We start from the raw sequence: 18,616 nt of genomic DNA, 5'->3' as shown, positions 1-18,616 counted from the left end.
AATAACCCCCAGTTTCTTTTAGTTTCACCAGAGATTAATTTCAACTAAATTATTCCAATTTTTCTAACTTTTCTCGAATAGCTTGTTTCATTACTTCCAAATTTTCGGGAGTATTAGGACAAGGATAAGTTTTTGTTGTTGGATTAGTTTTTAATCGATCCATTAAAGCATAAAATGCTTCTTTATCTTCTCTATTCTGTAAGACATAAGCTCTTAATTCAGCTTTATTCATTGTTTTAAAATTCGGGTTCATGTTAAAAATCTCCAGTTTCCATCAGGATCAATTGTTATTTCTAGTTCTTCTCCTGCTAGAATAACTAATCGGTGATCTCGTTCATCTAATCTTACTAAATAAACAGGAATATAAAATCCTGTTAAGTCAAGACAAACTTGAACACAACTTATACACTGTTCAACGGTTGGAAAAATAGATTACTCCTTCTTAAAAGTTTTAACTGCTTTATTTTAGCATATTGCTATTATCTTGCTTAAAATTACAGTGTTATCTCATATTTTAATAGAGTGCATCAAACAACATGACGACACCATTAAAATAAGGTGCGTTACACGCACGTTTCCGCACCCTACAAGATCAGCGACCGCACTGGCCATAATTATGGGAAGGACGGGAATTCTTGGTTCAACGAGCCAACTTGCTCTGAGCAGTATCATTGTCATGGGCAAAATGGTTATATGTTCATTCTGCCCTAATTAACTGATTAATGAGACAGATCTAAAGTTGATGCCAATTCAGACACTTCTTGAATTTTGGGGGAAAAGGCATAAACATCAGGATTAATTTCAGCAATTTGTTGATAGGAGTGACGAACCTGAGCATTAATTGCCACTGTCTTCACATCATACATTTGGGTAAAGAACTTGGGATAAAAGCCAATACCAATAATTAAGACGATGAAACTAAAAGCAATTAAGAGTTCACGGGGTTTGGCATCGCTAAAATCTGCGTCTGTTGGTAAAACACAACTATTCCCAAAACAGACCGCGTTTTCTTCCCCAGATTTGAGAGATTGGGTATCTACCAATCCGCAGGTTAAGGCCTTATCCGAACCATAGAACAATTGTCGTAACATCGACAACAGATAGATGGGGGTCAAAATCAGTCCTACCGCCGCTAAAAACACGGTAACAGTGCGAAAAATAGAGCTATAAACATCACCGCTCGTTACTCCGACGAAAACCGAAATTTCACTAGCAAAACCACTCATTCCAGGTAGTGCTAGAGAAGCCATGGCACCGATGGTAAAGAGGGCGAAGACTTTGGGCATTATTTGTCCAATATCGCCCATTTCGTCTAAAAACATCGTATGGGTGCGATCATAAGTGACACCAGCAAGGAAGAATAATAACGCCGCAATTAATCCGTGGGAAATTAACTGCAACATCGCACCACTGATACCAATATCGCTAAAGGAGGCAATACCGAGCAACACAAACCCCATGTGAGACACGGAGGAGTAGGCGAGACGGCGTTTCATGTTGGATTGGGCAAAGGAGGCAAAACCGCCGTAAACAATGTTAATTACTCCCAAAACGACTAAGATGGGCGCAAAATAGACATGAGCTTCCGGGAGCATTTCTAAGTTCAGGCGAATTAAGCCATAGGCTCCCATTTTCAGTAATACTCCCGCCAGAATCATCGAAACGGGCGAGGAAGCTTCCCCGTGGGCATCGGGCAACCAAGTATGAAAGGGGAAAATGGCTAATTTAACGCCAAAGGCGATTAATAGTCCAGCATAAAGCGGTAATTCTAGGGCTAAAGGATAGTTTTTAGTCGCTAGTTCCACTATATCGAAGGTCATCTGACCCCCTCCATAGAGTCCCATAGCTAAGGCGGCGATTAAAATGAAGATAGACGCGGCTGCCGTGTAGAGCAGGAATTTCATGGCTGCATAACGTCGTTTTTGACCTCCCCAGATGGAAACCAGCAGATAGACGGGAACTAACTCCAATTCCCACATAATAAAGAGTAATAATAAGTCTTGAGCGACAAATACGCCTATTTGGGCTGAATATAACAGCAACATTAAAAAATAGAATAATTTGGGCTTGCGATCTACTTGCCAGGCGGCAAAAATCGAAAGGGTTGTTACCAGTCCCGCTAAGAGAACCAGAGGCATGGAGATTCCATCGACGGAAACAGCCCAACTTAGTCCAATTTGGGGCAACCAAGGGTATTTTTCAGCAAGTTGAAAACTGGAGTTACTGATATCGTAATTCGTCCAAAAGGCATAGCACATTAAGATAAAATCCGCAAGACCCACTCCTAGGGCATACCAACGGACTAACTTACCATCTTTATCGGGCAATAGGGGAATACCACAAGCAGCAAGAAGTGGTAATGCGATAATTGCCGTTAACCAAGGAAATTGGGCGGTTATCATGTTTTTATATCAAAAAACTATTTTTTAGATTTCTCAAAGTATTGTATCAGACTTTATGAAGTTTTATTAATATTTTTTTCTGATGGTTTACTTAATAAAACTAAATTAAATTTATGTCTAAATTGAGGTGTCTTAATTTTGTTAAGTATATTAGGGTTGATCACAGTGAATATACATAGATTTAAACCGCATCAATAGATACAATAGAGAATTGTCAATATAAGAGTCATCGTGATTCAATTTTTGTCGGGTGCGTTAATGAAATGTAATGCACCATCATCAGGCTTAATTCAATATTGCGTTATTATGGATAATAAAAATTAATAAGGATATAAAACGATGAAGCGTCTTGAATTTCCTGTAGAATATAGTTTTGACGTTGAAACGAATTCAGTGGTTGCGACTGTACCAGACTTAAATTATATTTCATCTTTTGGGAAGGATTTTGCAGAAGCAGAACAGAATGTGAGTGAAGCAATTTTAACCTATTTAGAAGCTTTAAAAATGGATGGTTTACCAATACCAAGTTGATTAGTCATCATAACCCTCAATTTCTTTTAGTTTCACCAGAGATTGATTTCAATAAATTATTCCAACTTCTCTAATTTTTCTCGAATAGCTTGTTTCATTATTTCCAAATTTTCGGGAGTATTAGGACAAGGATAAGTTTTTGTTGGTGCATTAGTTTTTAATCGATCCATTAGAGCATAAAACGCTTCTTTATCTTCTATATTCTGCAAAAAATAGGCTCTTAATTCAGATTTATTCATTGTTTTAAAATTTGGTTTCATGTTAAAAATCTCCAGTTTCCATCAGGATCAATAGTTATTATATTGCTATTATTTTGCTTAAAGTTACAGTCTTATCCCATATTTTAATAGAGTGCATCAAACAATATCACGACCCCATTAAAAATAAGGTGCGTTACACTTCGTTAACGCACCCTACAAGATTGGCGATCGCACTTCGTTAACGCACCCTACAATATTGGCGATCGCACTAAAATTGTTAGTGAATATGGAACAGATATTTATATTGAATGGGTTGAAATTCCTGAATGGTTACTTAATAGAGTAGAAAATACAGCAATTTCATTTTATCAACCTAAGCTAAATTCTAAACTTCCGCCTATTATATAAAAAAAGGTGCGCTAAAAACGCACCCAAACTCATGCAGATAACGTTTAATTAATGATTAGGCCGCATCATCATCATGGGCAAAACGATTGTAGAGGAAATCTAAAGCATAGTTGCGTAAATCGTAATATTGGGGATCTTCCATAATGCGATCGCGATCTCTTGGACGAGGGAAAGGAATAGTCATAATTTCCCCGATCGCAGCGGCCGGGCCATTGGTCATCATAACGAGACGATCAGCAAGGAATAACGCCTCATCAATATCATGAGTAATCATTAACACGGTACAACGGTGATCATTCCAAATTTTAAGTAATTCTTCCTGTAATTCCTCTTTTGTAATCGCATCCAACGCCCCAAACGGTTCATCTAAGATTAACACTTCTGGCCGAATAGCAAGGGCCCGCGCAATAGAAACCCGTTGTTTCATCCCCCCAGAAATTTGCGTCGGTTTTTTGTTTTCTGCTTCGCTTAAACCCACCATTGCTAAGTGATCCCGTACAATACCCCGTTTTTCTACTTCTCGCTTGTCAGGACTCACTGCATCTACCGCTAAATAGACATTTTCAAACACGGTTAACCAGGGAAGTAAAGCATAATTTTGGAATACTACCATGCGATCGGGGCCGGGTTTAGTAACAGGTTTACCATTAACTAAAACTGATCCATCCGTAGGAGTGGCAAATCCTGAAACCATATTTAAAAGGGTCGATTTTCCACAACCAGAATGGCCGATCACACAGATAAATTCCCCATCTTTAACAGTTAAATTAACATCTTTTAATACTGTATAAGGCCCTTTAGGAGTAGGATAAACTTTGCTGACGTTTTCAATAACAACAGAGAGATTATTATTCATAGTGGGTTGAGGTTTCAGGTTCAAAGTTTTAGGGTTTTGAGATTTGATCATTTGCATTGTTTTCTCCGTATTAATAGTAGGGTGGATGGTGGCCAGTCCCCCCTATTAGGGGGGATATAAGGGGGGTTAAGCAGCAACAACAATAGGAGTTTTAATCCCATCAAGATGAACTTCAGCCATAGTAAAGTTCTGTTTAATGGCTAATTCATTGAGATAATTAACCGGATCTTCTGCATCAAAAGTGACACCATCAAACAATTTAATAGGTTCACGACGATACTTAATATCTCCCATTCCTAACTCTCTTGCGGCGGTACTAAAGACCCCAACACGACACACCCGTTCTAAAATTTCTACCCAGTTGCGAGGGAAAGGAATATGACCCCATCGCGCCATTTGTGTCATCATCCATAAATGTTCTGTACGACTAGGACGGTTCATTCCTTCCCCAAAGAACATATGATGGGCGTATTCGACGGTTTTTTCCAAATTGCAACTATAGTTATTAGGGTCGCCCAATTGTATATATTCGGGGTTCGTACTCAGATATTGACGACCAGATAATAATTGGCGAATATCCTCATGATTCGCCGGATCAGCGCAATATTGACAACCTTCTAACAAAGCTTTCACCAGGGCGATATGACTATTGGGATAAGTATTAGCCCAGTCTTCTCGGACTCCTAAGACTTTCCCTGGATGTCCCCGCCAAATTTCTAAATCTGTCGCTACAGTAAACCCCACCCCTTCCATTGCGGCCCGCATATTCCAGGGTTCACCCACACAGTAACCGTCAATGGTTCCCGCTTTGAGATCCGCCACCATTTGGGCCGGGGGAATGGTTTCTAATTGTACATCTTTATCAGGATCAATGCCTCCTGCGGCTAACCAATAGCGTAAGAGGATGTTATGAACAGAAGAAGGGTGAACCATGCCGAAAATATGACGTTTTTCCGTAGATTCGAGCAACATTCGTCTTAAGTCGGTGACGGTATGGACTCCTAGTTCATAGAAAGGCTGTCCTAATGTGATACCGTTGCCATTGCGGGTCATGGTTAAAGCGGAAACGATGGGTAAGGGGGTTTCTTGGTGTCCTCCGGCGGTTAACCAGGTGGGCATTCCTGCGGGCATTTGCGCCCCGTCTAAGTAACCTCCGGCGATCCCGTCCACAATGCCCCGCCAACTGCTTTCACGGACTAAATTTACCTCATCTAAGCCATGTTTGGCGAAAAATCCCCGTTCTTGGGCAACAATTACAGGGGCGCAAGCGGTAAGAGGTACAAAGCCAATTTCTAAATTGACTTTTTCTAAGCCATGACGGGCTGTCGCTTCTGTCTTTTTCGCCCGTAATTTTTTAATACGTTTCTGTTGGTTGAGGAAGTAAATAATCTCACTGCGAAGACTATAATAACTGGGATGGTTTACTACTTCCATCCGTTTACGAGGCCGGGGTATATCAACTTCTAAAATGCCGCCTATTTTTGATTTTGGCCCATTGGTTAACATGACAATGCGATCTGAAAGTAAGACGGCTTCATCTACATCATGAGTCACCATGACAGAGGTGATTTTGTATTCTTCACAAATCTTCATTAATTGTTCTTGTAAATTGCCTCTAGTTAAAGCATCTAAAGCCCCAAAGGGTTCATCAAGTAATAATAATTTAGGGCGAATAGAGAGGGCGCGGGCAATAGCTACCCGTTGTTTCATTCCTCCTGATAATTGTTTTGGATATTTATCAACCGCATGACCTAAACCCACTAACTTAATTTGTTGTTCAATGATTTCTTTTCGTTCTGCGGCGGGAAAATCTCCCATGACTTGATCAACTGCTAGGGCAATATTTTGATAAACGGTTAACCAAGGTAAGAGGGAATAATTTTGAAAAATTACCATCTTATCAGGGCCAGGACTTTTGATTTTTTGTCCTTCTAAGGTAACGACTCCTTCTGTTGGTAAATCTAATCCGGCGATCATATTTAAAAGGGTTGATTTACCACAACCTGAGTGACCAATTAGAGAAATAAATTCGCCTTTTTTGATGTCTAAATTAATACCTTTGAGGGCAATATATTCACCGCCACCAGTTAAAGGAAAGACTTTATCAATGCTATCTGCTGCAACAAAAACACCCATTTTTTTACCTCATTTTTGATTGTGTATTATTGTCTTTGTAGAGACGTTTCATGAAACGTCTCTACAGGATTAAAATTATTCACCTGGAGAAATTAAGGTTTGAACCCAAGCCATAAAACGGTCAAGAATTAAACCAATTGCACCGATATAAATCAGGGCTAAAATGATGTCACTGATGTAGTTATTTTGGTAAGAATCCCAGATAAAGAAGCCAATTCCTACAATACCAGACATAACAATTTCTGCTGCAATAATCGCTAACCAAGCTAAACCAATCGCAATTCTTAATCCGGTGAAAATGTAAGGAAGTGCAGAAGGAATCAGAATCTTAAAGAAGAATGTTTTCTGAGAAAGTTGGAGAACTTTACGAACATTTATGTAATCTTGAGGAATTTGTTGAACCCCGACAGCCGTATTAATTAAGATGGGCCAAACTGCGGTAATGAAAATTACGAAAAGTGCAGCAGGTTGGTTTTGTTGTAAAGCAGCTAAGGCAATAGGAACCCATGCTAAAGGAGGAACAGTTCTTAAGAATTGAAATAAAGGATCTAACGCCTTATTTGCAAAACTATTTAACCCGACAAACACTCCTGCACCAATACCCACAACCGCCGCTAAAGTATAGCCAATTAATACCCGTTGTAAACTAGCCATAGATTGCCAGAATAAGCCTACATCAGTTCCCCCACGATTAAAAAAGGGATATATTAAATAAATACGGGTACGTTCATTAAACCAAAGATCACTGGGAGGAGGTAATTTAATTAATCCAATCATTGAACATAATTGCCAAACCACTAAGAACCCCAAAATTCCTACAATGGGAGGCAGAATATTTTGAGAGTTCTTTTTCCAAAATTTAGCAAAAGAACTATTGCTATTGCCATTTTTGCGTCGAGTATTAACCGTAGTTGCCATTTTGATTGATCCTCAATTAGTTAGTTGTTTATAGATGAAAATTTGTTAATAATGATGGCTTACACTCGCTTAATTGCCAGACTCTTTAGATAAGCATTGGGATCATCTGGATTAAATTCTTTACCATCAAAGAACTTCTCAACTCCACGAGAGTCACTGGTAGGAATATCTGCATCAGGAATACCAGCTTCTTTGGCCGCTTCTTTCCAAATATCAGAACGATTAACTTTATCAATCAAAGCCTTAGCATTATTATCTAAGGTTGTAGGAGGTAAGAAACCCCAACGCACACTTTCTGTTAAGAACCAAAGGTCAAGACTCTTATAGGGGAAAGAAACACTACCACGAGGAGATTTCCAATACAAAGCTGCTTTTTGGAAGTCTTCAATTTCTGGCTGGTTATCGCCCATGATGTAAGTTCCTAACAACATCGGTTCAAGAATATCAACAGGAACATTAAAATATTTGGCCCCGCCTAAAATGCTGGCCATTTCGGGACGGTTTTCCTTCTTATCACACCATTGTTGTGCTTCCATAATGCCTTTTAATAAGGCTTTAGTTGCTTTGGGATTTTGATCAACCCAGTCACCACGCATGGCAAAATATTCTTCAGGATGAAACGCCCAAAGTTGTGCCGTTAATGCTGCCATAAACCCAACACCCTCCCCGACAATTCGGGCTGGCCAAGGATCACCTGTACTAAATCCTTCCATACTTCCCGTCTTCATGTTGGCTACAGTTTGGGCCGCAGGGACAGTCATCAGGTTAACTTCCTTATCGGGGTCAATACCTCCCGCCGCTAACCAATAACGAATCCAAAAATCTTGGTTGACTTTGGGGAAGGTATAGGCTGCCCTGAAGGGTTTACCTTCTTTTTTGAGGCCAGCAAAATAGTCTTTAGCTTTGCTGACATCTAAACCAATACCTTTGCCTTCTTGACTTTTGGCGATCGCAATGCCATTTCCTTGAGTGTTCAGCATAGCCAACACATACATGGGAATTTTGGCATTATTTTTAGTGATCAACCCTTCAGAAATCAGGTAAGGCATAGGCATTTGCCACTGTCCCCCATCAATACCCCCGGCGGCTGAACCAATTTCTACGTTATCCCTAGCTGACCCCCAGTTTGCTTGTTTGGAGACATCTACTTGAGTCATGCCATATTTGGCGAAAAAGCCCTTTTCTTGAGCAATAATCAAGGGTGCAGCCTCAAAAATAGGAATAAAGCCTAATTTCGCGCTTGGGGTTTCGGGAGTCATTTCCGCAGTTAAAGCTGACGGCGAACCTGCGGGGGATGGGGTTGTAGTTGGGGAATTATTGGCCGTGGGTTCGGGAGGATTTCCTAAACAGCCTTTTAATAACACTGCACTCGCTGCGGATAAAGAGGCAGTTACCAAAAACTTACGACGAGACAAAGGTGAAAAATCGGGCATAGAACTATACTCCTGCTAATAGTTTTACACAGAAAAATGAAAGAATATATAATTGGTAAAAAGGATTGAAACCTTTACACAATAATAGTTTTAGCACTAATATTAATATTTTATATAAGTGCGATCAGTTGAGGTTACTCAATGAATTTTATTGATTTGCTCAACTTGTTAAATCAGTTTAGCACCCTTTTTTATAAAAAACTTATTTTTGGACTCGTCAACCATAACAAAAAACTAATCATATCCATAAGTATAGATTGGCTTTTATGATTATTTGATTTTTAAATGTCTTTTTTCAATATATTGTTTTATTATTCTACTTATAACTGGAGTGTATCAATAATTAAAACCGTAGGGGTTAACGGCCGTTGACCCCTACAATAGAAATAAGTAGAAGGAATTCGAGTTAAGTCGTATAGCCTATAAAATGTGATAAAATGCCATAAGTATTAATAAATCTTAGAACAAAAAGATCAAACAATGAATCGTCTTGAGTTTCCTGTAGAATATAGTTTTGATGTTGAAACAAATTCAGTTATTGCAACTGTACCAGACTTAAATTATATTTCATCTTTTGGCAAAGATTTTACAGAAGCGGAACAGAATGTTATTGAAGCAGTTTTAGCTTATTTAGAAGCTTTAAAAATGGATGGTTTACCGATACCAAGTTGTCCGAAAAAGTCAACGGGAACTGTGCTATTAATTGAGTTAGTAGCATGAGTGAGCGTTTATCATCTATTACCGCTAAAAAGGCTCTACGGAAACTAAAAAAAGCAGGATTTAGAGAACACCATCAACGAGGTAGTCATTTGGTTTTAAAGCATTCTGATGGTCGAATGGTAGTTTTACCAATTCATAGTAGTGATATTCCTAAAGGTACACTATATAATATTGTTGTTAATCAGTCTAAATTAAGTATAGAAGAATGGAATAATCTTTAAAGAAAATATAAATTATCCTCTTTTATCGACAAAATCGCCGACTTTGATCAAATTCTGGTTCTTGCCAAGAAAAAGCAAAATGACTAAGCGATCGCAGTTGAGGAAATTTAGCCCGAATAGCGGCCATTTGTGTCTCTAAAGTAGGGCGGTTATCTTGAGTTTTGCCCCATAAACCTGCGATCGCCGGAGTAATTTTCACTTTAGAAGGAGACATTTTCACCACTCTTTCTACTTGTTTAACAATACAAGCAGCATCCTTGCAGAGTCCATAGGCCATAGGATGAAACTCTAAAGAAGGGGGAAACTTATCCCATGCTTGCAAACGAGAGTCAAACCCCCTGTCTCCTACTAATTGATTACCATCAGGGAAAAATACCGCCCCCGCAGGTATACCATAACGTTCAACTGCTGAAGCTGCAAAAGAGACAAAATTGATCACACCTTGAGCAGCATGGGCAACCGCAAGATACCATAGATCAGTCTTTAAACGTTGATAACGCACCTGTAACGAGTCTTTTGCTTCCGTTGCGGGAACAGAACGACCTTGCCATAAAGGGGAACCCTCATCAGGATATATTTTATCCACTTCTAAGACATCATTAACCGTAATATAGCCCTTGGTGACGTAACGTTGAATTAAATCCCGTCCTTTGTTATTTAAACCCCGTTCATAGAACGCTTGTTGAGAGGCTGCACTATAAATCCAGAGATCCTTAACTTTTCCTACTGCTGACTGGGTTCCTGTGCCTCTAGGGTAGCGTACATAATCGAATAATACCCCATCCGGTCGCCGTTTTAAGACAGCTTGCAGTAGACTGTAATAGTCAGTTTGGGCTTGACGATTATAAGGGTCAACAAAGGCCTGAGATTGGTCATGAACAAATTTAGTGCTATCTTGCCCCTTACCATTCCTCGCTAAGACAGATTGGCGATCGCCTCTTTGAGCATAGACATAACCAAAATTTAGAGTAAATACCCAGGCATAAATCTTTAAGCCCCGTTCTCGTCCTTTTTGGATAGCTTGGGCTAATAAATCCACATTTTCAGCCCCTGGTGTTCGCACAACGGTGTCCCAAGGAGTCGGGTTATCTGCGGGAGGTAACAAGACCTGACTATCAGCAAAAACCTCTACATAAACCGTATTATAACCCTTATTAACAATACGATCTAATACGGCTTCAATGGAACCTGGACGCACATCACAGGGGTAGAAACGTAACCAAATTGCTTGTTCTTGGGGCCAAGTTTTGGCGCGACAACGGCGTAATTCTTCGGCCTGTTTTCGTACCAAAATTTGATAGTTTTTTGTCGCTTCTGGCTCACCTTTTAAGGCAGTTTGTAATAAATTTTCTTTCATGGCGATCGCTTCAGGAGAAAATTGACAATAATTGCCCGTTGCTGCTTGTACGGCCTTAATTTCTGTGAGGGGAATCATAGCATTTCCTATAATCAGAAAACCCCCAATGATACTCTGTAGAAGTTTTTGAGTAAGCGATCGCTGATTCATGGATATTTCTCCTCTAAATAAATTAGGTGATTATAAATCAAGGTAGAATGGGCATTGCCTACAATAAATAGTTATAAAAAAAGGCTTGATTACTCAAACCTCAGATAATTTTATAAGTCATGAAATCAATTAGATTCCGCGTTTAACAGCGACTTCTGCTTGTTTCAACTCTTGTTTTAAACGGGTTTTCAATTTTTCAGGAATGGGGCGACTACCATAGGAGGTATAATAAACAGCTAAAGAATTTAACGCCGTTTGCATTGTGGTGAAGGAACGAAGTCCACCGGATGAATTATTGCGTCGATAGCGAGAAATATAATCATTAATTTGCTCTTTAGCTAAAGACTGAATCTCTTTTATATTGTCAGCATCCTTGGGTAAATCAAGGGCTGTGGTTAGAGTTTCAATGACGTTTAGGGTATCTTGACTATAATTGCCAGTAAGTCCCGTTGAACTATTAGCACAACCCGTCAGAGAAACGACTGCCACTAAAATGAGGGCGAGAAGGCGCGATAAGTAGGATTTGAAAAACATGATAAAGTTGTCAATAAAATTAGGTGATCCCAGAATTTAACTATCCTATCCTAGAAAGGGTTAATCAGTGAAGCCTATTTAAACCATTAAAAGCTTGGCCCCCGTAACATCAGTCACGGCGCATATTTGCCATTTCTTCAATAATGATTCTAACAACCTTGTTTTATTCCTATTATCCCAGAGAGCATGAGCGAAATTTTCACAAAAAAAGTCTGGTTTTCTAACGTCAAAAATGATTTATTAGCGGGGGCCGTGGTTGCCTTAGCCCTAATCCCCGAAGCGATCGCCTTTTCCATTATTGCAGGAGTTGACCCCCAAGTGGGGTTATACGCTTCTTTTTCTATTGCTATTATTACAGCTATTATCGGGGGTCGTCCTGGCATGATTTCCGCCGCAACGGGGGCCATGGCCTTATTAATGACCACTTTGGTCAGAGATCATGGATTACAATATTTACTGGCTACCACCGTCCTCACTGGTATTTTACAAATTCTTTGGGGTTGGGTCAAACTGGGAAATCAAATGCGCTCTTTGGGGGAGGTTTCGCAGGGAGAGATTATACTGGAAATGTGATCAATAATGATTCAAATTCAGCCTTAAATGATACGATTAAAGAGATTCAACAATTAATTGATAAACTCTCCCAAAATCAACCCATAAATAACACCAGCGAGCAGATGAAAATTGCTGTTACAGTAGTAGAAAGAATTGAAAATGATCTAACTTGGAAACAAAAAGCCATCAAAGCGAGTCAACAAGGATTATTAGAAGCGATTAAAAGTAATCCTATTGGTGCATTTGTCGCAGGTGCAATTGAAGGATGGAAAGGTTAAAATCAACAAGTGAGGTTTTATGGAATGATAGTAATGATAATATTTTAATGACAAGACAGGGTAGGTTTATTTAACGTATTTGTAAAAGTCATAGCGTTTGACAAAAACCCACCCTACAATATTGTTGGTAATGGATTTTGTATACAATTTAACGTCATTTTAATTTTTTTGAATTATACTAACCATAATCTCTTTTTATCTCATCAAATATGTTATCTCCCTTAATAGAAGCTCTCGAAAGAATCAGGTATTGGTTAGAACAAAATCTACCTGAGTCAGCTACTGCTCTCGAACCTGGTTTAAGTCTATCAGAAATAGAAGAATTATTATCAACTTTTCCCTTTCAGTTACCCGCAGAAATTTACGCCCTTTATCAATGGCGTAATGGTAGCAGTAGTCAAGACTATAATTTTTTCCCTTTTCATTGGTTTCTTCCCTTAGATATAGCACTTTCTTTTATTGAAGAAGAAAAACAAATTCAGGCTAAATTAACTAAACATTCTGAGGCTTCTTGGAATGATTGTTGGTTCCCTTTTTCAAGGTTTCAAGGAGATTATTATATAGTCAAAGGTTCTGAAAATTCCCAGGCTTTTTCTCCTGTTTATCTAGTCTTTCAAGAAGATAGAGAGGTAGATGATCCTTGGATGGTTTATAGTAGTTTAACTACCATGATGTTATCTTTAGCCGAAGGTTATGAAACGGGAGCTTACTATCTTGATGAAAATAAAATTATTAATACTGATGAGTCTGCTATTGAGAAAATAGAGCGCAAATATAATCCAGAAATTGATCATGATCTTGATGATGATTAAAATAAAAAGTAATAAGTAATAAGCTAAATCAATACTTACAGACAGACTGAAGCCTGAAGTCTAAATTAAACCCGCGTAGGCGGGTTTTGTCTGTATAGCTTAACCCTTAAGGGTTTGAGCATATAATAAAAAAATCAACTAAATTGCTCTTTTAAAAAGGCTTCAACCGCTTTATTAAAAGCATCTGGTTTGACTAAAAATGCCCAATGATTTCCAGGTACTTCAACAATTTGTAACCGTTTTAAATACCTTTTATAAGGTTTAAGTTGCCATTCAGTTTTATTTAGTCCTTGTTGGGGTTTAATAAATAAAGTAGGGATATCAATAACTTGAGTTAATCCTGAATATTTCATCACTTCCTCAAAAATTTCATCCCTCGCTTGCGGAATAAATTTACTGCCCCATTTTCCCTCTGGTTTTTCTTCTATTCCCAACTGAAAAACTTGCTTTTGTAAGGGACTCCACCCGCGATATTGTTTTAAACTACGAGCTAATTTTTCCGCATCTTCATAACTATTAAATGGCCCCATAGCCTTCAAAAATGGCAAAACTTTATACAACAAAGGAAAGGTAACTTTAAACATTGATGGCATTTTATCAATAAAAAACGGATCAATTAAAATTAACCGCTTAAACTTTTCAGGTTGTTGAGTTGCCCAAATTGCTGCTAATTTTGCTGACCAAGAATGGGCGATAATTGTTGCAGAATTCCAGCCCAAATAACTCATTAAAGCATCTAAATCATTAATATAATCAGAGAATTTATAACCTGTTTCCGGTTTACTGCTTTCTCCATGACCCCGCAAATCAGGGGCTATAATATGATAATTTGGGGCTAAATAATCCCCTAAACTTGACCAAACCCATCCCAGATCCGCTAACCCATGTAATAATAACAAAGGCTCTTGGCCTTGGCCCCATTCTAAATAGGATAATTCAACTGTTCCTAACTTTATACTGTTACGTTCAACCATCTATAAAATACACTCTACTAAAGGTTTAAATAAAGGCACAAATTCAGCTTGACTCACCGCCAAACAAGGGAAAGAATAACTACCATAATTCCGACCAATTGTCAAGGGAAAAATTGACTCATCTTTTAAGGAAATCAAAACGCCGCCAGCAGCTTGAATAATCACCCAAACGGCTGCAATATCCCACACTTTCGGAGTCGCTTCTACTCCCCCTAATGCTGCCCCACAAGCCACTAATAATATGTTATAACTCGCTACCCCAATCATGCGAATTTTACAAGGAAAAGGCTTTTGTAAGATCTTTATACTTCGAGCGCAAAGATTAAATAAATGACCCTTACTCGGCGTATCTTTGCTAGTGTGAATAGGTTTTCCATTAACATAAGATCCCGTTGGCCCTGTTAACCCCGTTTGCCCATACCAATACCCATAAAAAGATTGTTGTAATTGAGGAAGATAGACAAACCCAAATACAGGAGTTCCTCGATACAATAAACCCAAAGAAATAGACCAGATGGGAATGCCTCTGGTAAAATTGGTCGTGCCATCAATGGGATCAACGATCCAACACCAATCTTGAGCAGGGAAAATATGGGCCGTTTCTTCCGTTAAAACCCCATGCTCAGGGAATTGAAGCGAGATCGCCTCCCGAATACTTTGATCGGCCCAGCGATCGCCTTCAGTCACCAAAGAGCCATCATCTTTCATCTTAGGAGATATGTTCCCAGACTGCTCAATCAGGGGAGCAGCGATCGCTTTCGTGGTAGTTTGACAGAAGGTTAAAACCTCGCACCAAAATTGTTCCATAGTCTTACTCAGTTATCTGTTAGGGAAAAAATTCCTATATTAATCATTATTGTCAACGATAGAAGGGATAAGACGAGAAAGCAAGCAGATTTGAGCAATTAGATTATGAAGATTCCCTGATGAAAAGTGGACACAAGTGTTATGCTAGAGACTAATTTTTAAATATTCGGAATTGAGTATTTCAACTCAAAACCTTCAAATTTATCACTAATAGTCATTTCTCTCCTTTCTAAAAATCCATGAGGCTATGTTCATGCTCTCGGCGACCTCAAAAAAAATTATAATACTTCGTAATTATTTCATCCTGATGGCCATGGTGACAGTGATGATTACTGGCCTAGGGGATCTTTTTGATAACCCCGATCGCATGGGACAAAAAGATCGCCTCAATAACTATGGTCGTTATATCAGTGCAGGATTTGTCAATCAAGCTCAGAAAGTTGGCCGTTAAGGTTGTTCATTCACTTGGGAAGATGTATCATCCTGATGTTTAGGAAGAAAGGGGACCGGAGGTAATTGGGCCGGGCCAAATAACAAGGGAGGGGATAAGGGGTTTTCGTAATCTGCTCTCACTTCCCGTAATTGACTGGCCCGAAACACTAACTTAAATTTTTTGCCTAAGTCCCGTTGAATCAATTTTTCGACGAAGCGAACTTGGGTAGGGGTCACAGGATTTTCTGAATTTTCCCGAACAGTTAATAAAATGATCGGATATTCTTGACTCCAAGGAAAAGTCGGCCATTGAATCTTAAACCCCACTAATTCCGTTTGCTGACCCACTGTCACCGTTTTTCGTTGCAGAATATTCTTAATTTCTGCTTCAATTCTCTCTTGACGCAAGAGATTGCCAAAACTAATAAACAAGGGGAAGATCAAGATACCAGTCATGACGAAAAATCCCCCCAAAGCTTGGCTAGTTTGATGGTAATCAAGGTAATATCCCCCTAAGACAAAAACGATCACACAAGCAAGAGTAATGCCTAAAAGGTTGGTTAAATATAATAAAAAGGCACCATTACTTAATTGCCATGCTTGCTGAGAAAGGCCAATTCCTACCACGCATAAAGGGGGCATTAAAGCCACAGAAATAGCTGTCCCGGCTAAGGCATCACTCAGTTTACGTCTAATTTTGGCAAAGCCGCTAATCGCCCCTGCTGCCACCGCTACCCCTAAATCCGCTAAATTAGGTTGAGTTCGTCCGAGAATTTCTAAACCAAAGGAAGACTCTGGCAAGCCAAAGATTACCCCCACTAATGCAGACATGATAACTGCTACTATCGTGCCTATTACTAGGGTGATTAAACTGGTTTTCACTAAGTGGCGATCATGATCTAAAGCACCAAGGGCTAAACCTCGTAAGGGCATCATCAAAGGAGCAATTAACATCGCTCCAATAATTACCGCCGCACTGTTCATTAACAGTCCCAAAGTGGCAATGAGACAAGAACTTAGGTTTAAAACAAGAAAATTGGTATCGAGTTGAGCCTCCTCTAATAGCTCTTGATGCAATTTTTCGCGGGTTTCTGGGGGAACTCTTGGAATTTTCTCTTTAAACCAGTTTTTCATTGGGGTGAGGCCATGGGAAAGGAAATTGAATTAATCAAACTCTAACTAGAATTGTATGAATAACTGTATTAAGTGATCCTAAATGTGGGGATTTGTCACCATTCCCTAATTTTCATTAAATCCCAAAATACTGTAATGATTGAGTAGAATGAGTAGAAAACATTTCGATGAATACTAAATCATGAACTGGTGGCAAAAACTTAAAAATAATCCTCTAGCCCGTTTTGGGGCAATTTTACTAATAATTTTTTATATAGCAGTAATCGCAGCAGATTTTGTCGCTCCCTATGACCCCTACTCGTCTCAAGCTGACGGTTCCTTACTTCCTCCTACACAGATTCATTGGACAACAAAAGCAGGTCAGTTTATTGGCCCCCATGTTTATCCTACTACCCAAAGTCCTACCAATGTAGAAACGGGTGAACGCACCCTAAATGTTGACTTTGAGCAACCTTCTCCCCTTCGCTTTTGGGTAAAAGGGGATAGTTATCAACTTTTTCAAATTCGCCTCCCCTTACCCCCTTCTTTTCAAGAAGTAGAACTATTTAAAGGAATTCCTGTTAATCGTCATCTTTTTGGCACCGTTGGCCCTGCTAAAATCAATTTATTGGGAACGGATGAACAAGGACGAGATCAATTTAGTCGCCTCTTATTTGGGGGCAGAATTAGCCTCTTTATCGGTTTAGTAGGCATTGCAATCTCTTTCCCTCTGGGGATGATAGTTGGGGGCATTTCAGGCTATTTTGGCGGCTGGATTGATGCGGTTTTAATGCGTCTGGTAGAAGTTTTAATGACCATTCCTGGGATTTATCTCCTAGTAGCTTTGGCCGCAGTCCTTCCCCCTAGTTTAACCAGCGCACAGCGATTTTTATTAATTGTTTTGATTACTTCGTTTATTGGTTGGTCAGGACTTGCTAGGGTAATTCGGGGACAAGTTCTTTCTCTCAAGGAACAGGAATTTGTGCAAGCAGCAAAAGCAATGGGGGCCACACCTTGGCGTATTATTGTCCTTCATGTTCTTCCCCAAACGGCAACCTATATCATTATTTCTGCTACTCTAGCGATTCCTGGTTTTATTGTTTCTGAATCAGTCTTAAGTCTGATTGGGTTAGGTATTCAACAACCTGATCCCAGTTGGGGAAATTTACTCTCAGTTTCCACTAATGCCTCAATTTTGGTGCTGCAACCTTGGTTAATTTGGCCCCCTGCTCTTTTGATCATTCTGACGGTTCTATCCTTTAATTTACTAGGAGATGGCTTAAGAGATGCTCTCGATCCCCGTAGCTTAGAATAGAGGCCTGTTTGTATATTTTTGTTACACTCTCATTGTTGCTAATGATTCTCCCTTGACTTTTTAGGAAAAGTTACGCGAAAATTACAAAAATGAGATTCCTTTCTGTATTAAATGTTAATTTTTGTTAAAATTTGATTCAGATTGCTACAGTTGATCAAGATTTGTATCTTGAGTTAGGCTGGCAACATAAACCCCAAACCCCCATTCTAGAATCAGCCATGAGTATGGAAACCCTAGAATTCATTATTTATCCTGATGGCCGTGTTAAAGAAACGGTAACAGGCATAGTCGGAGCCTCTTGTCAAGAGGTAACAGCAGCGATCGAAGCACAATTAGGGCGAGTTATTTCTCAAGAAAAGACCTCCCAATATTACGCTCAACCCGTAAATCAATCAACAAAAGCCACAAATCAAGCGACTTTTAGTGATTGGTAAACATTTCTGCTCTCTTTTGTCAAACCCTCT

Annotated in this window: 21 protein-coding genes and 1 pseudogene; 9 read left to right on the top strand and 13 right to left on the bottom strand. The window is 39.2% G+C overall.

Annotated features, from left to right (window positions below; translation table 11 throughout):
- Positions 1-49 precede the first annotated feature (49 nt).
- From VB691_RS12925 to VB691_RS12920, 3 genes are all read right to left on the bottom strand, one after another.
- A complete protein-coding gene (locus VB691_RS12925; RefSeq protein WP_323291908.1) occupies positions 50-253 on the bottom strand; it encodes a DUF6887 family protein in 204 nt (67 codons plus the stop codon).
- The gene (locus VB691_RS25855) at positions 250-429 is read right to left on the bottom strand and encodes a DUF6888 family protein (RefSeq protein ID WP_416245075.1); all 180 of its coding nucleotides are present in this window, start codon (positions 427-429) and stop codon (positions 250-252) included. Before VB691_RS25855 ends, VB691_RS12925 begins: the two co-directional genes overlap by 4 nt.
- 290 nt (positions 430-719) lie before the next feature.
- The gene (locus VB691_RS12920) at positions 720-2,402 is read right to left on the bottom strand and encodes an NAD(P)H-quinone oxidoreductase subunit 4 (protein WP_323291907.1); all 1,683 of its coding nucleotides are present in this window, start codon (positions 2,400-2,402) and stop codon (positions 720-722) included.
- Positions 2,403-2,741: 339 nt separating this feature from the next.
- On the opposite strand from VB691_RS12920, the gene VB691_RS12915 reads away from it, so the two are divergent.
- Entirely contained in the window at positions 2,742-2,933 is a 192-nt protein-coding gene (locus VB691_RS12915; protein WP_323291906.1) for a type II toxin-antitoxin system HicB family antitoxin, read from the top strand.
- 56 nt (positions 2,934-2,989) lie between these two features.
- On the opposite strand, the gene VB691_RS12910 is transcribed toward VB691_RS12915, so the two are convergent.
- From VB691_RS12910 to VB691_RS12890, 5 genes are all read right to left on the bottom strand, one after another.
- Positions 2,990-3,193: a DUF6887 family protein gene (locus VB691_RS12910; RefSeq protein ID WP_323291905.1), complete on the bottom strand. Its 204-nt coding sequence runs from the start codon at positions 3,191-3,193 to the stop codon at positions 2,990-2,992.
- A 403-nt stretch (positions 3,194-3,596) separates the two neighbouring features.
- Positions 3,597-4,397 (bottom strand): nitrate ABC transporter ATP-binding protein, encoded by an 801-nt coding sequence (locus tag VB691_RS12905; protein ID WP_323291961.1) that lies wholly within the window; start codon positions 4,395-4,397, stop codon positions 3,597-3,599.
- A gap of 126 nt (positions 4,398-4,523) precedes the next feature.
- Positions 4,524-6,533, bottom strand: coding sequence for a nitrate ABC transporter ATP-binding protein (locus tag VB691_RS12900; protein ID WP_323291904.1), 2,010 nt, complete (start codon positions 6,531-6,533; stop codon positions 4,524-4,526).
- A 75-nt stretch (positions 6,534-6,608) separates the two neighbouring features.
- Entirely contained in the window at positions 6,609-7,451 is an 843-nt protein-coding gene (gene ntrB, locus VB691_RS12895) for a nitrate ABC transporter permease (RefSeq protein ID WP_323291903.1), read from the bottom strand.
- 59 nt (positions 7,452-7,510) lie between these two features.
- A complete protein-coding gene (locus tag VB691_RS12890) occupies positions 7,511-8,884 on the bottom strand; it encodes a CmpA/NrtA family ABC transporter substrate-binding protein (RefSeq protein WP_323291902.1) in 1,374 nt (457 codons plus the stop codon).
- Between the two features lie 480 nt (positions 8,885-9,364).
- On the opposite strand from VB691_RS12890, the gene VB691_RS12885 reads away from it, so the two are divergent.
- Positions 9,365-9,604, top strand: a complete 240-nt coding sequence (locus VB691_RS12885) for a type II toxin-antitoxin system HicB family antitoxin (RefSeq protein WP_323291901.1) — start codon at positions 9,365-9,367, stop codon at positions 9,602-9,604.
- The gene (locus VB691_RS12880) at positions 9,601-9,825 is read left to right on the top strand and encodes a type II toxin-antitoxin system HicA family toxin (RefSeq protein WP_323291900.1); all 225 of its coding nucleotides are present in this window, start codon (positions 9,601-9,603) and stop codon (positions 9,823-9,825) included. Before VB691_RS12885 ends, VB691_RS12880 begins: the two co-directional genes overlap by 4 nt.
- Before the next feature lie 22 nt (positions 9,826-9,847).
- Here VB691_RS12880 and VB691_RS12875 read toward each other — a convergent pair whose 3' ends face one another.
- Together VB691_RS12875 and psb27 are read right to left on the bottom strand one after the other, a co-directional pair.
- Positions 9,848-11,332: a family 10 glycosylhydrolase gene (locus tag VB691_RS12875; protein WP_323291899.1), complete on the bottom strand. Its 1,485-nt coding sequence runs from the start codon at positions 11,330-11,332 to the stop codon at positions 9,848-9,850.
- Between the two features lie 129 nt (positions 11,333-11,461).
- Entirely contained in the window at positions 11,462-11,866 is a 405-nt protein-coding gene (gene psb27, locus VB691_RS12870; RefSeq protein WP_323291898.1) for a photosystem II protein Psb27, read from the bottom strand.
- A gap of 186 nt (positions 11,867-12,052) precedes the next feature.
- On the opposite strand from psb27, the pseudogene VB691_RS12865 reads away from it, so the two are divergent.
- The 3 genes and pseudogenes from VB691_RS12865 to VB691_RS12855 form a co-directional block, all read left to right on the top strand.
- Positions 12,053-12,394 (top strand): annotated as a pseudogene (locus VB691_RS12865) (SulP family inorganic anion transporter); the annotation flags it as partial.
- A 41-nt stretch (positions 12,395-12,435) separates the two neighbouring features.
- Positions 12,436-12,699 (top strand): hypothetical protein, encoded by a 264-nt coding sequence (locus VB691_RS12860; RefSeq protein WP_323291897.1) that lies wholly within the window; start codon positions 12,436-12,438, stop codon positions 12,697-12,699.
- A gap of 209 nt (positions 12,700-12,908) precedes the next feature.
- A complete protein-coding gene (locus VB691_RS12855) occupies positions 12,909-13,511 on the top strand; it encodes an SMI1/KNR4 family protein (protein WP_323291896.1) in 603 nt (200 codons plus the stop codon).
- A 134-nt stretch (positions 13,512-13,645) separates the two neighbouring features.
- On the opposite strand, the gene VB691_RS12850 is transcribed toward VB691_RS12855, so the two are convergent.
- Together VB691_RS12850 and VB691_RS12845 are read right to left on the bottom strand one after the other, a co-directional pair.
- Positions 13,646-14,485 (bottom strand): alpha/beta hydrolase, encoded by an 840-nt coding sequence (locus VB691_RS12850; RefSeq protein WP_323291895.1) that lies wholly within the window; start codon positions 14,483-14,485, stop codon positions 13,646-13,648.
- Positions 14,486-15,292 (bottom strand): inositol monophosphatase family protein, encoded by an 807-nt coding sequence (locus VB691_RS12845; RefSeq protein WP_323291894.1) that lies wholly within the window; start codon positions 15,290-15,292, stop codon positions 14,486-14,488.
- Positions 15,293-15,545: 253 nt separating this feature from the next.
- Between VB691_RS12845 and VB691_RS12840 the strand changes: the two genes are divergently transcribed.
- The gene (locus VB691_RS12840; protein WP_323291893.1) at positions 15,546-15,743 is read left to right on the top strand and encodes a hypothetical protein; all 198 of its coding nucleotides are present in this window, start codon (positions 15,546-15,548) and stop codon (positions 15,741-15,743) included.
- Here VB691_RS12840 and VB691_RS12835 read toward each other — a convergent pair.
- Positions 15,740-16,858 carry a TIGR00341 family protein gene (locus tag VB691_RS12835; protein ID WP_323291892.1) on the bottom strand — a complete coding sequence of 373 codons (1,119 nt, stop codon included), beginning with the start codon at positions 16,856-16,858 and terminating at the stop codon, positions 15,740-15,742. The genes VB691_RS12840 and VB691_RS12835 overlap by 4 nt on opposite strands.
- 181 nt (positions 16,859-17,039) lie before the next feature.
- Here VB691_RS12835 and VB691_RS12830 point away from each other — a divergent pair, with 181 nt between their 5' ends.
- Together VB691_RS12830 and VB691_RS12825 are read left to right on the top strand one after the other, a co-directional pair.
- On the top strand, positions 17,040-18,152 hold the full coding sequence (locus VB691_RS12830) for an ABC transporter permease (protein ID WP_323291891.1): 1,113 nt from the start codon (positions 17,040-17,042) through the stop codon (positions 18,150-18,152).
- Between the two features lie 218 nt (positions 18,153-18,370).
- Positions 18,371-18,586: a DUF2997 domain-containing protein gene (locus VB691_RS12825; protein WP_323291960.1), complete on the top strand. Its 216-nt coding sequence runs from the start codon at positions 18,371-18,373 to the stop codon at positions 18,584-18,586.
- Positions 18,587-18,616 lie beyond the last annotated feature (30 nt).

It is taken from the genome of Crocosphaera sp. XPORK-15E (assembly GCF_034931425.1).
Taxonomy (GTDB): Bacteria; Cyanobacteriota; Cyanobacteriia; order Cyanobacteriales; family Microcystaceae; genus UHCC-0190.
The sequence above is the reverse complement of the archived record's forward strand: the minus strand, read 5'-3'. Positions and strand labels throughout refer to the sequence as shown.

Excerpts from the sequence above, each read along its gene's own strand:
- VB691_RS12925 (WP_323291908.1), bottom strand. The coding sequence starts at position 253 with ATGAACCCGAATTTTAAAACAATGAATAAAGCTGAATTAAGAGCTTAT.
- VB691_RS12920 (WP_323291907.1), bottom strand. The coding sequence starts at position 2,402 with ATGATAACCGCCCAATTTCCTTGGTTAACGGCAATTATCGCATTACCA.
- VB691_RS12915 (WP_323291906.1), top strand. The coding sequence starts at position 2,742 with ATGAAGCGTCTTGAATTTCCTGTAGAATATAGTTTTGACGTTGAAACG.
- VB691_RS12910 (WP_323291905.1), bottom strand. The coding sequence starts at position 3,193 with ATGAAACCAAATTTTAAAACAATGAATAAATCTGAATTAAGAGCCTAT.
- VB691_RS12905 (WP_323291961.1), bottom strand. The coding sequence starts at position 4,397 with ATGAATAATAATCTCTCTGTTGTTATTGAAAACGTCAGCAAAGTTTAT.
- VB691_RS12900 (WP_323291904.1), bottom strand. The coding sequence starts at position 6,533 with ATGGGTGTTTTTGTTGCAGCAGATAGCATTGATAAAGTCTTTCCTTTA.
- ntrB (WP_323291903.1), bottom strand. The coding sequence starts at position 7,451 with ATGGCAACTACGGTTAATACTCGACGCAAAAATGGCAATAGCAATAGT.
- VB691_RS12890 (WP_323291902.1), bottom strand. The coding sequence starts at position 8,884 with ATGCCCGATTTTTCACCTTTGTCTCGTCGTAAGTTTTTGGTAACTGCC.
- VB691_RS12885 (WP_323291901.1), top strand. The coding sequence starts at position 9,365 with ATGAATCGTCTTGAGTTTCCTGTAGAATATAGTTTTGATGTTGAAACA.
- VB691_RS12880 (WP_323291900.1), top strand. The coding sequence starts at position 9,601 with ATGAGTGAGCGTTTATCATCTATTACCGCTAAAAAGGCTCTACGGAAA.
- VB691_RS12875 (WP_323291899.1), bottom strand. The coding sequence starts at position 11,332 with ATGAATCAGCGATCGCTTACTCAAAAACTTCTACAGAGTATCATTGGG.
- psb27 (WP_323291898.1), bottom strand. The coding sequence starts at position 11,866 with ATGTTTTTCAAATCCTACTTATCGCGCCTTCTCGCCCTCATTTTAGTG.
- VB691_RS12855 (WP_323291896.1), top strand. The coding sequence starts at position 12,909 with ATGTTATCTCCCTTAATAGAAGCTCTCGAAAGAATCAGGTATTGGTTA.
- VB691_RS12850 (WP_323291895.1), bottom strand. The coding sequence starts at position 14,485 with ATGGTTGAACGTAACAGTATAAAGTTAGGAACAGTTGAATTATCCTAT.
- VB691_RS12845 (WP_323291894.1), bottom strand. The coding sequence starts at position 15,292 with ATGGAACAATTTTGGTGCGAGGTTTTAACCTTCTGTCAAACTACCACG.
- VB691_RS12840 (WP_323291893.1), top strand. The coding sequence starts at position 15,546 with ATGCTCTCGGCGACCTCAAAAAAAATTATAATACTTCGTAATTATTTC.
- VB691_RS12835 (WP_323291892.1), bottom strand. The coding sequence starts at position 16,858 with ATGAAAAACTGGTTTAAAGAGAAAATTCCAAGAGTTCCCCCAGAAACC.
- VB691_RS12830 (WP_323291891.1), top strand. The coding sequence starts at position 17,040 with ATGAACTGGTGGCAAAAACTTAAAAATAATCCTCTAGCCCGTTTTGGG.
- VB691_RS12825 (WP_323291960.1), top strand. The coding sequence starts at position 18,371 with ATGAGTATGGAAACCCTAGAATTCATTATTTATCCTGATGGCCGTGTT.